The sequence below is a fragment of the Lysobacter antibioticus HS124 genome (genome assembly GCF_000336385.2).
In the GTDB taxonomy this organism is placed as follows: Bacteria; Pseudomonadota; Gammaproteobacteria; order Xanthomonadales; family Xanthomonadaceae; genus Lysobacter; species Lysobacter firmicutimachus.
This window is the reverse complement of record NZ_HG424442.1, coordinates 63,868-75,186: the sequence shown is the minus strand read 5'-3', so window position 1 is coordinate 75,186 and position 11,319 is coordinate 63,868. Positions and strand designations below refer to the sequence as shown.

The following is an 11,319-nucleotide window of genomic DNA, read 5'->3' as shown; positions in this document are numbered from 1 at the left end:
ACGGCAACGGCAACGGCAACGGCAACGGCAACCGCAACCGCAACCGCAGAGGCAACCGCAGAGGCCGCGTGAGGGCGCGATGCTTCGGCCGGCCAGGGGCGCCTGATACCCGTCACTGCCAACCGCCGCGTTCGCCGGGTACCATCGCCTCCGACTCTGCCCGGTTGCCGTCGATGTCCACGTCCACGTTGTCCCTGCCGACGCCCTCGGCGACCACCGTCGCTTCCGACGCCGCTCCGGCGACGGGCAACGCCTGGCTCGAGATTCCGGCGCTCACCGCGCGCCTGCTGTGGCGGCACTGGCCGGCGCTGGCGTTCTGGTTCTTCGCTCAGCGGGTCTGCTACGACTTGCTGATGGACCTGGCGGTCAAGCTCGGCGAGCGCTCGGTGCTGCTGTCGTTCGCGGCTCTGTCGGTGCTGATCGTGACCCAGCTGGCCGGCACCATCCTGATGTTCCAGTCGCTGCGGCCGTCGCTGCCGATGCTGGCCGGCGGCACCCTCACGCCGGACACCAAGGCGGTACGCAAGCAGTGGATCACCGCGCTGGCGATCGCGATGTTGCCGTTCTTCGCTTACTACGCCGGTTGGGGCCTGCTGGAGGACCTGCGCCGGCAATTCCGCACCGAGTACGTGTTCAGCGTCTGGGAAAAGGAAAACCTCAACCAGGTGCTCAAGCTCAAGGGCCTGTGGATCGCGCTGGCGGTGGCCTGGGCGGTGCGCTGGTTCAGCAAGCGCCGCGCGACCGCCAGCGGGCACGCGCTGTGGAACGTGATCGCGACCAGCTGCGAGGCCTACTGGGTGTTCGTCGGCGTCGCCGCGATCGCGCAGTTGACCAAGCTGGCCCAGGACTGGTGGCACGAGCGGGTGGTCTACGTCGCCGTGACCACGTGGTGGGAAAGCCCGACCGCGTTGTACAAGACCCTGGCGCCGACCAAGCGCGGTCTGGCGCCGCTGTGGGAGTTCTTCTCCACCGCCGCCGGCGCGGTGGCGCTGCCGCTGATCTGGCTGGCGATCACCGCGATCGTCTACGGCATCGACCTGCGCCGCGCGCAACGCCTGGACGCCGCCGACGAGGCATTGGGCAAGGTCACCCAGCGCTTCAAGTCGATGCACTTCACCCTGCGCATGCTCGCCGACAAGGCCAGCGCCGGCTGGACCAGCAAGGGCGTGCCGGTGGTCAACAGCCTGCGCCTGGTGCTGCGCGCGGGTTTGCCGGCGTTGCTGACCCTGTGCGTGTGCTGGCAGTTGCTGGCCTACCTCGACTCCTGGTCGTGGCGGCTGATGACGCTGTGGATCGGTCCGCAGGATCCGGACTGGCAGCGGGTGATCGGCCAGCCCTGGGCGGTGTTCCTGACTACGCCGCTGTCGTTCCGTACGTCGTTGCTGACCGATGTGCTGCGGGTGGTGCTGTTGGCCGCGACCTTCGATCGCGCCATCGCCCGCTTGCCGCGCGAAGGGTAGGAGCGGCGCAAGCCGGGATCACGGTACGCGCAGAAAACCCAACGCCGACGCCATCGATCGAAGCCCGAAACCGTCGTGGAGTAGGAGCGGCATCCCCACAAGGATTTCCTTCGGCCACAAGCCTCGACCGCCCTCCATCACTCTCGCCGCGTCTTTGTCCAAGGCCCCCTGTAGGAGCGGCGCAAGCCGCGACCGCCATCCATCACTCTCGCCGCGTCTTTGTCCAAGGCCCCCTGTAGGAGCGGCGTAAGCCGCGACCGCGCTCGTGCGGTCTCGCGGCGTTTGTCGCTCGAAGGCCTCAAAAGCTTCAACGCTTCAAGCAAAGCTTCCGTCCGCAAGCGGCCGGGTCACTTTCTTTGTCCAACGCGACAACGCCCTACTGGATTTCCTTCGGTCAAAAGCAACCAAAGAAAACGTGGGGGGGGGTTCGAGTCAAAAGCCACTATAGGACGGAGCATGCGCGGGGCTGCTCCGCACAGGCCCTCCCGGGCCTGGCTGCGCACGGCCCGTCTCCCTGCGGGCCGCCCTCCGGGGCTCAGGGCGGTCTCGCGAGTTCGAGGCGGCGCCAAGCTCTTCACGGCAACGGCAACGGCAACGGCGGACTCGGTGCTCCGGCTATGCCGGGCAGAAGCGGCATAACCGCGATGTTCTCGTTCGCCGCCGTGCATCACAGATCGCCCGGGGGCCGGGGGCGGCAGACTGTGACCGATCCGACCAAGGCGTGGGTCGACCTGGCGTAGCGTGCCGTTGTCGTCGATCGCGGCCGGACGATGCGCCGGCGTGAATCGCGCGTCGCGCGTCCTCGCCCACCTTGCCCGTCGGAGTGTCCGTCATGACGTTCTCGCCGTTGCTGCGTTTCGCCGGCCTGTGCCTGCTGGCGATATCGTCCGCCCAGGCCGCGGTGCCGGCCCATTACATCGTGTTCGAACGCGACGCCCAGGGGCGCGCCGAGCCGGTGTTCTACACCCAGGTGCAACTGGCCGACGGGCAGCACGACCGCGCCGGCGCGCTGGCGGTCGAGCGTGGGGTCGAACGTATCGCCTACCGCGCGCTGCGCAACGGCGCCAAGAGCGCCATGGCTTATGAAGCACGACAGGCGAACTTCCTGCGCGCCGAGTTCGCCCGCGATCCGCGGTACGGCGACGGAACAATCGAGTCGCATCCGCTGCTGCGCGATCCGCATCGCGCCTTCGTGGTGCGGGTGCCGTTGGCCGATGCCGATGCGATCGAGTTCGGCGAAGGCGCCGGCCGGACTGCGCAGCGATTCGATCTGCGCGCGCTGGCCCTGGACGCGTCGCGGTTGCGGTTGGCGGCGACGACCGTGTCCGCCGGCGTATCCGGCGCGGTGGGCGACAAGGCGCTCAACTCTGCCAATCGGCTCGATATCCTGGTGCTCGGCGACGGTTACACCGCCGCCGAGCAAAGTCTGTTCGCTGAACATGCCGCCGCTTTGAAGACGGCGATGTTCCAGGTCAGTCCGTATAAGGAGTACCAGAGCTTCGTGAACTGGCAGGCCGGCTTCGTCGCCTCCGGCCAGTCCGGCGCCGACCACCCGCCGTATCAGGCCGGCTGCACCGGCACGAACTGCTGCGCCGACAGCGCCGCGCGCAGCGACCCGCGCGCCGGCCGCTTCGTCGCCACCGCGCTGGACGCGACCTTTTGCACCAGCCAGATCCATCGCCTGCTGACCGCGCGTTCGTCCAAAGTGATGGCCGCGGCGGCGGGCTTTCCCGATTGGGACAAGATCATCGTCACCGTCAACGACCCCGTCTATGGCGGCGCGGGCGGCTCCTATGCGGTGCTGTCGGCGCACTCCAGCGCCGCGTTGATCGCGATCCACGAATTCGGCCACAGCTTCCACGGCCTGGCGGACGAGTACGAAACGCCCTATCCCGGCTTCCCGGCCTGCAGCGACGTCGGCGGCAGTGTGCCCTGCGAAGCCAATGTCACCAACCAGAGCAATGCCAGCCTGGTGAAGTGGCGCAGCTGGTTCACCCCCGGTTTGCCGATTCCGACGCCGGACGGCACGGCCGGCACCGGCCTGTTCGAAGGCGCGCGTTATCGCAGTGCCGGCATGTACCGGCCGGTCGATGCGAGCTGCCTGATGCGCGCGCTCGGCACCTCGTTCTGCCCAGTGTGCCGGCAGGAGTACGTGCGCAAGCTGTATCGCGGCGGCTTCGGCTCGCCGGCGGCCGGCATCGACCTGATCGAGCCGGGCAGCGAGTCGCCGGTGCCGTCGGCCACCGTGAACTACGTGCGCGGCAGCACGCGCCGGTTCTCGACCCGCTTGCTGCGGCCCGGCGCCGGCACGCTCGGCGTGCAGTGGTATCTCGATGGCGTGGCGATCCCCGGCGCGACCTCGCCCAGCTACGACTTCGTCCAGACCGCGACGACGCCGGCGACCCGCACCCTGGAATTGCGCGTGACCGACCGCACCGCGTTCGTGCAGCCGTCGATGGCCGGCGATCTGCTGCGGCACCAGCGGCGTTGGACGATCCGGGTCGGCAACGCGGCGCGCACGCTGGCGCAGGTGCGCTGAGGCGCGGCCGCGCGATGTCGCGACGCCCGCGCGTCGTCATGGCGCTGTAGCAGCGGCGTCCCACTGGGTTTTGCTTCGGCCGCACGCCGCGCCCCACCGACGTATCCAAGCGCAGCAGCCGAAGCTCGGATAAGCGGGCTCGTGCCAAAAAACACCGCCGATAGCCCCGGCGCTCATCGCCTGCATCGAACCCCTCTCCCGCGAGCGGGAGAGGGGGGAGGGCGGGCCACGACAGGGCGGCAAATGGCCCGGACGCCGAGCGCAGACCGCGCTTCCGATCGGCTCGCCCCGTACCGCCCGAGGTCGGGCGGCGACGCGGCATTCACCGCTGCGGTGATCGCCGCTGGCGACCGAAGGAGATTCCCGTGGCACGCCGCTCCCGCGTGGCGTCACCCCAGCGGTACGCGCGCGCAGACCCAGGCTTCGACGCGTCGCGCGCCGGCGCGGCGCAGGGTGCGTGCGGCGGCATGCAGGGTGGCGCCGGTGGTCATGACGTCGTCGATCAATACCGCATGCGCCGGCGCCGGGCCGCCGTGCCAGGCGAAGGCGTCGCGCAGGTTGCGCCGGCGTTGGCGCGCGTCCAGCCGCGATTGCGCGGCGGTGTCGCGGCAGCGCCGCAGGGCGCCGTCGCGCACGTCCAGGCCGAGCCGGCGCGCCAGCGGCCGGGCCAGCTCCAGGGCCTGGTCGTAGCCGCGCCGGCGCAGCCGGGCCGGGTGCAGCGGCACCGGGATCAGCACCGGCGGCGGAACCGCGCCGAGGTCGCCGGCCTCGGTGGGCGCCGCCGTGCCGGCCCCGGCGAAGGCCTGCGCCATCATCGTCGCCAACAGGCGGCCGGCGGCGAGGTCGCGGTGGAACTTGAAGCGCGGCAGCAGGCGATCCAATGGCGGCCGGTACAGGCAGGCGGCGCGGACCCGGTCCAGCGGCGGGGGGCGGCGCAGGCAGTCGCCGCAGACCGGAGCATCGCCCACGACCGGCAGGCCGCCGTGCGTGGGCCGCTCGCCGAGCGCGGCGCCGGCGCGATCTCCGCACAAATCGCGCGACGGGCCGGCAATCGTCGCCAATGTGCCGTCATCGCCGCCCAATGGCATCGCTGCTCGCAGCGGCAGCGCGCAGCGCAGGCAGGCCGGCCCCGCGTGCGGCCAGTCTGCGGCGCAGGCCGGGCACAGATCGCAGCCCGCCGCGGCAGCCTCGCGACAGACCAGGCAGTGTGCCGGCCACAGCGCCCAGCCCAATCGCCGCCAGAGACTGTCAACTGGAACGGGCAGGGCGCGGTTGACAGTCTGGGTCATGCTTCCCAGACTGCCGGCTCCGACTCGCCCCTGCTGTCGGTGCGTTCCTCTGCCCGCCGTCAGTGAAGTCCCCGCTGTGGAGCCAGCCCTAGTGCCAACGACCCCGCTTCGCCACGATTGGTCCCGCGCCGAAGTGCGCGCCCTGTTCGACCTGCCGTTCCCGGAATTGCTGCATCGCGCCGGCGCCGTGCACCGCGAGAACTTCGACCCGGCCGAGGTCCAGGTCAGCACGCTGTTGTCGGTCAAGACCGGCGGCTGCCCCGAGGACTGCGCCTACTGCCCGCAGGCCCAGCGTTACCACACCGGGGTCGACGCGACCAAGCTGATGAGCACCGAAGCGGTGCTGGAAAAGGCCCGCCAGGCCAAGGCCGCCGGCGCTTCGCGCTTCTGCATGGGCGCGGCCTGGCGCTCGCCGAAGGACCGCGACATCCCCAAGGTCGCGGCGATGATCCGCGAAGTGAAGTCGCTGGGGCTGGAGACCTGCGCCACCCTGGGCATGCTTTCCGGCGACCAGGCCCAGGCGCTGAAGGCGGCCGGGCTGGACTACTACAACCACAACCTGGACACCGCGCCGGAGTTCTACAACGAGATCATCCGCACCCGCGAGTTCCAGGACCGCCTGGACACGCTGGAGCACGTCCGCGACGCCGGCATGAAGACCTGCTGCGGCGGCATCGTCGGCATGGGCGAATCGCGCGAACAGCGCGCCGGCCTGCTGCAGACCCTGGCCAACCTGCCGGCGCACCCGGATTCGGTGCCCATCAACCGCCTGGTCCAGGTCGAGGGCACGCCCCTGGCCGGCACCGCCGAGCTGGACCCGTTCGAGTTCGTCCGCACCATCGCGGTCGCGCGGCTGATGATGCCCAGGTCCATGGTCCGTCTCTCCGCCGGGCGAGAAGCCATGAGCGACGAACTGCAGGCGCTGTGTTTCCTGGCCGGCGCCAACTCGATCTTCTACGGCGAGAAGCTGCTGACCACCGGCAACCCGGACACCGAGCGCGACCTGGCCCTGTTCGCCCGCCTGGGCCTGCGGCCGATGCAGATCGTGGAGACCGCGGGCACCGTCCATGCGAGTATTGAGGAGCATCTCGAGCCCCCGATCGAGCCCGTCCACACCTGCGCCGCCTGAGGCGGCGGAGCTATCGCAATGAGCAGCCAGCGACCCCTTTGGCGCGAACGGATTCAGGCGGCGCACGACCAGCGCGTGGCCGAGGCGCGCACGCGCCATCACCGCGCGGTCGCTCATCGCGACGGGGCCCGCTGCGAAATCGACGGGCGCTCGCTGCTCAACTTCTGCGGCAACGACTACCTCGGCCTGTCGCAGCACTTCGCGGTGATCAACGCGTTCCAGGACGCGGCCTCGCGCGAAGGCGTGGGCGGCCTGGCCTCGCATCTGGTCTGCGGCCATCACGCCCAGCACGAGGCCCTGGAGCGCGAACTGGCCGACTGGCTGGGCTCGCCGCGCGCGTTGCTGTTCGGCAGCGGGTTCATGGCCAATCTGGCCGCGGTCCAGGCCCTGCTCGGCGAAGACGACGTCTGCGTGCAGGACAAGCTCAACCACGCCAGCCTGATCGATGCCGCGCGCCTGTCCGGCTGCCGCCTGCGGCGCTATCCGCACGCCGATCCCGAAGGCGCGATCCGGCAGCTGCGCAACGTGCCCGATGGCCTGGCGATGCTCGCCACCGATGGCGTGTTCAGCATGGACGGCGACATCGCGCCGCTGCGCGATCTGGCGCTGGTGGCGCGCGCGCAGAAGGCGCTGCTGTACGTGGACGATGCGCATGGCGTCGGCGTGACCGGCCCCGACGGCCGCGGCACGGTCGCCGCGGCGCGCTTGTCGGCGCAGGAAGTGCCGCTGCAGCTGGCGACCTTCGGCAAAGCGCTGGGCAGCTACGGCGCGGCGCTGCACGGCGATGCCGACCTGATCGGCCATCTGGCCGAAACCGCGCGCAGCCATCTGTACACCACCGCGTTGCCGCCGGCGCAGGCCGCGGCCACGCGCGCGGCGCTCAAGCTGGCGCGCAACGATCATTGGCGGCGCGAAAAGCTCAGCGAGTTGACCGCGCACTTCCGCGAACGCGCGGCCAAGCTCGGCCTGGAGCTGCTGCCTTCGTCCACGCCGATCCAGCCGGTGGTATGCGGCAGCGACCGCCGTGCGCTGGCGATGGCGCAGGCGCTGGAGCAGCAAGGCTACTGGGTCGCGGCGATCCGCCCGCCGACCGTGCCGGACGGCCGCGCGCGCCTGCGCGTGACCTTCTCGGCGCTGCATACGCGCGAGCAGGTCGACGGCCTGATCGAGGCCTTGGCGCGCGCCGCCGAACGGGTCGCGATCGAGCGCAGCGACGACGCGCCGGCCGCGCCGGCGACCGCGGCCCGATGAGCGCTGCCGTACCGCCGGCCGCGCGCGCCGAAACCGATCTGGCGAAGATGCTGGCCAGCTTGCAGATCGACGTGCGCGAGGGCGAGTACGTGTTCGTCAGCGCGCCGCACTGGGAGGCGCTGCCGCGCGAGTTGGCCCAGGCCAGCATCGTCGAGGCCGAAGGGCCGACCTGCGTGCTGCGCCGCGAACATGCCGATGCGCACGGCCTGGGCTACGACTTCGTCGCCGCCTGGCTGAGCCTGCGGGTGCATTCGGCGCTGCAGGCGGTCGGCCTGACCGCGGCGGTGGCGCAGGCGCTGGCGCGGCACGGCATCGCCTGCAACGTGTTGGCCGGCTATCACCACGATCACCTGTTGGTGCCGACGGCACGGCGCGAGGACGCGATCGCCGCGCTGCTGGCGCTGCGCGGCGACGCCGCGCCGGCACCGGCCTGATTCGCCCCGCAACGACCGCCGCAGCGTCCGGACCGAACCGGATCGGGCGCCCGGCAACGAAACGACGCATTACGGATTCTCCATGTACATCCAAACCACCGGCGCGGCGCCCGACAGCGGCCGCCCGGCGCTCGTCCTGATCCACGGCTGGGCCATGCACGGCGGCTTGTTCGCGCCGCTGGCCGAGGCGCTGGCCGACCACTGCACCCTGCATCTGGTGGATCTGCCCGGCCACGGCTACGCCCGCGACGATGCCACGCCGCTCGACCCCGGGGCGCTCGCGAGCGAATTGGTCGGGCGTTTTCCCGACGCCTACTGGCTGGGCTGGTCGCTGGGCGGACAGGTCGCGTTGCGCGCCGGGCTCGACCATGCCGCGCGCGTGCGCGGGCTGATCCTGGTCGCCTCGTCGCCGCGTTTCGTCACCGGCGAGGACTGGCCGCACGGCGTCTCGCCGGAGTTGTTCCGCAATTTCGGCCGCGCCTTGAAGAGCGACTTCCGCGGCACGCTGGAGGGCTTCCTCGCTCTCGAAGCGCTCGGTTCCAGCAGCGCCCAGGACGACCTGCGCTGCCTCAAGCAGCGCGCGTTCGAGCGCGGCGAGCCGGCCGAGCGCGCCTTGCAGGAAGGCCTGGTGCTGCTCGACGGCTTCGACGTGCGGGGCGAACTGCCCGGCTTGCGCGTGCCCAGCCTGTGGATCTCCGGTCGTCGCGACCGGCTGGTGCCGGCCGGCGCCATGCCCGCCGCCGCGGCGCTGGCGCCGCAGTCGCGCAGCGAAGTCATCGCCGGCGCCGGCCACGCGCCCTTCCTCGGCGCCACCGCGCAGGTCGCGCAGTTGCTGCGCGAGTTCGTCGCGCCGGTTCGCTCCAACGCCGCACAGGCCGTGTGTTCGCCATGACCGATCTGTTCGACCATCGCCAGGTCCGGCGCTCGTTCTCGCGTGCCGCGCACGGCTACGACGGCGCCGCCGCGTTGCAGCGCGAAGTCGGTGCGCGCTTGTCGGAAACCCTGGACTATCTCGACGACCGGGTGCCCGAAGTGGTGGTCGACGTCGGTTGCGGCCCCGGCCATCTGACCGCGGCGATGCAACAGCGCTGGCCGCGCGCGCAGGTGATCGGCCTCGACCTGGCCCTGCCGATGCTGCGCGAGGCGCGCGGCCACGCCGGCAGCGGCAGTTGGCGGCCGCGCCTGCTCGGCGGCCCGCGCCGGCCCGACCTGGTCTGCGCCGACGCGCGTGCGCTGCCCCTGCGCGATGCCAGCGTCGACGTGCTGTTCTCGAATTTGTGCCTGCAGTGGGTCGAGGACCTGCCGGCGGTGTTCGCCGGCTTCCGCCGCGTGCTCAAGCCCGGCGGCCTGTTGTTGGTATCGACCTTCGGCCCCGACACCTTGTTCGAGCTGCGCGGCGCCTTCGCCGAAGCCGACTCGGCGCCGCACGTCAGCCTGTTCCCGTCGATCGCCCAATTCGGCGATGCGCTGATCGCCGCCGGTTTCAAGAACCCGGTGCTGGACCGCGATGAGTTCGTGCTCGGCCATCCCGACCTCGGCCATCTGATGCGCGAATTGCGCACGCTCGGCGCGACCAATGCGATGAGCGACCGTCGCCGCAGCTTGACCGGCCGCGCCCGCTTCGCCCGCGCCGCGCAGGCCTACGAAGCGCTGCGCGGCGGCGACGGGCGCCTGCCGGCGACCTGGGAAGTCATCTACGCCCATGCCTGGGGCCCGGCGCCGGGCGCGCCGATCCGGGTCGGCGGCGTCGACGAGGTGCAGGTGCCGGTGTCCAGCATCCGCGTGCGCCAGCGATGAGTGCGCGCCGCCACGCCCTGTGGGCGGTGTTGATCGCGCTGGCCTCGGCGCTGTTCTTCACCTGCACCTACGTGCTCAACCGCGCCGCCGCCACCGCCGGCGGGCATTGGGCGTGGACCGCGGCGCTGCGCTATCTGTTCACCCTGCCGATGCTGTTGCTGGCGATGCCGCTGCTCGGCGGGGTCAAGCCGGTGTGGAAGGCGATCCGCGCCCATCCCTGGCCGTGGCTGCTGTGGAGCGGCATCGGCTTCGTGCTGTTCTACGTCTGCCTCAGCTACGCCGCCGCCAGCGGCCCCTCGTGGCTGATCGCCGGTACCTTCCAACTGACCGTGATCGCCGGGATGCTGTGCGCGCCGTTCCTGTACCGCGACGCGCGTGCGCGGATTCCGCTGCCGGCGCTGCTGGTCGGCCTGCTGATCGTCGCCGGTGTTCTGATCATGCAGTTCGGCCACGGCGGCGGCCGGCTGGATCGCGCCGGCTGGATCGCGCTGCTGTGCGTGGCGGTTTCGGCCTTCGCTTACCCGTTGGGCAATCGCGGCCTGCTGCTGCACCTGGAGCGCAGCGGCATCGAACTCAACGCCACCCAGCGCGTGTTCGGCATGACCCTGGCGAGCCAGCCGCTATGGTGGGCGGTGGCCGCGTATGCGGGCGTCCAGGCCGGTGCGCCGCCGCCGGGACAGCTGTGGCTGGCGGCGGGCGTGGCCCTGGGCGCGGGCGTGATCGCGACCGTGCTGTTCTTCCAGGCCACCGGCATGGTGCGCAACGAGCCGACCGCGTTGGCCGCGGCCGAGGCGATGCAGGCGGCGGAAATCCTGTTCGCGACCGTGATCGGCGCGCTGTGGCTGGGCGAGGCCTGGCCGCAGGGCCGGACCCTGGCCGGCGCCTGCCTGGTCGGGGTCGGCATCGTGATGTTCAGCGTGGTCGCCGCGCGCGCCGCGGCCGGCAACGAACGCCGGGTGAAGCAATTGCGCAGCGACCGCGGCGGTTGAGCGCCGCGCCGGGCCGCGCGGCGCTGCTCAGGCGCCGACCTGGGCGGTCCAGTCGCCGAGGTTGTAGTAGTTGCTGACTCGGCGGATGCGGCCGTCGGCGATCTCGAAGAAGGCGCCGCCGGGCAGCACGTAGCGTTGCCCGCGCGCTTCCGGCAGGCCCGGGTCGGTGACCAGGTACTCGCCATGGACCACGTACTCGGCCGCGGCGCGGGCGCCGTCGGGCGCGGTCATCACCACGACGTCGCGCAACTGTTCGCGGTAATGCCGGGCCATGCGCTGCAGGAACGCGGCGAAGGCCGCGCGGCCGGTTTCGCGCGGCCCCTGGTTGAGATCGTGGGCGACGTCGTCGGCGAGGGTGGCGAGCATGCCGTCCCAGTCGCCGCGGTTGAACGCGGCGTAATAGGACAGCACCAGCTCGGTGGCGCGGTCGT

The 11,319-nt window shown here is 71.4% G+C and carries 10 protein-coding genes and 1 pseudogene; 8 read left to right on the top strand and 3 right to left on the bottom strand.

The genetic code is table 11. The features are described 5' to 3' along the window. Window positions 1-173: 173 nt before the first annotated feature. Together TX83_RS00700 and TX83_RS00695 are read left to right on the top strand one after the other, a co-directional pair. Window positions 174-1,460 (top strand): hypothetical protein, encoded by a 1,287-nt coding sequence (locus tag TX83_RS00700; RefSeq protein WP_064745991.1) that lies wholly within the window; start codon window positions 174-176, stop codon window positions 1,458-1,460. 832 nt (window positions 1,461-2,292) lie between these two features. After that, on the top strand, window positions 2,293-3,999 hold the full coding sequence (locus TX83_RS00695; RefSeq protein ID WP_064745990.1) for a M64 family metallopeptidase: 1,707 nt from the start codon (window positions 2,293-2,295) through the stop codon (window positions 3,997-3,999). 389 nt (window positions 4,000-4,388) lie between these two features. Here the strand turns inward: TX83_RS00695 and TX83_RS24110 are convergent, their stop codons facing one another. Further along, complete coding sequence (locus TX83_RS24110; protein ID WP_428992525.1) at window positions 4,389-4,967, bottom strand: ComF family protein; 579 nt, start codon at window positions 4,965-4,967, stop codon at window positions 4,389-4,391. Between the two features lie 135 nt (window positions 4,968-5,102). Next, window positions 5,103-5,288 (bottom strand): annotated as a pseudogene (locus TX83_RS24105) (double zinc ribbon domain-containing protein); the annotation flags it as partial. A 91-nt stretch (window positions 5,289-5,379) separates the two neighbouring features. On the opposite strand from TX83_RS24105, the gene bioB reads away from it, so the two are divergent. From bioB to TX83_RS00660, 6 genes are all read left to right on the top strand, one after another. Beyond that, a complete protein-coding gene (gene bioB / locus TX83_RS00685) occupies window positions 5,380-6,417 on the top strand; it encodes a biotin synthase BioB (RefSeq protein ID WP_064745988.1) in 1,038 nt (345 codons plus the stop codon). Window positions 6,418-6,435: 18 nt separating this feature from the next. After that, the gene (gene bioF, locus TX83_RS00680; RefSeq protein ID WP_064745987.1) at window positions 6,436-7,668 is read left to right on the top strand and encodes an 8-amino-7-oxononanoate synthase; all 1,233 of its coding nucleotides are present in this window, start codon (window positions 6,436-6,438) and stop codon (window positions 7,666-7,668) included. Further along, a complete protein-coding gene (locus TX83_RS00675) occupies window positions 7,665-8,102 on the top strand; it encodes an ACT domain-containing protein (protein ID WP_064745986.1) in 438 nt (145 codons plus the stop codon). The genes bioF and TX83_RS00675 overlap by 4 nt, the downstream gene beginning before the upstream one ends. Window positions 8,103-8,184: 82 nt before the next feature. After that, a complete protein-coding gene (gene bioH, locus TX83_RS00670) occupies window positions 8,185-8,994 on the top strand; it encodes a pimeloyl-ACP methyl ester esterase BioH (RefSeq protein ID WP_064745985.1) in 810 nt (269 codons plus the stop codon). Continuing rightward, window positions 8,991-9,899, top strand: coding sequence for a malonyl-ACP O-methyltransferase BioC (gene bioC / locus TX83_RS00665; RefSeq protein ID WP_064745984.1), 909 nt, complete (start codon window positions 8,991-8,993; stop codon window positions 9,897-9,899). Before bioH ends, bioC begins: the two co-directional genes overlap by 4 nt. Then, entirely contained in the window at window positions 9,896-10,888 is a 993-nt protein-coding gene (locus TX83_RS00660) for a multidrug resistance efflux transporter family protein (protein WP_064745983.1), read from the top strand. Before bioC ends, TX83_RS00660 begins: the two co-directional genes overlap by 4 nt. A gap of 27 nt (window positions 10,889-10,915) precedes the next feature. Here TX83_RS00660 and TX83_RS00655 read toward each other — a convergent pair. Beyond that, a partial coding sequence (locus TX83_RS00655) for a ketosteroid isomerase-related protein (protein WP_261369969.1) occupies window positions 10,916-11,319 on the bottom strand: 404 nt, incomplete at its 5' end.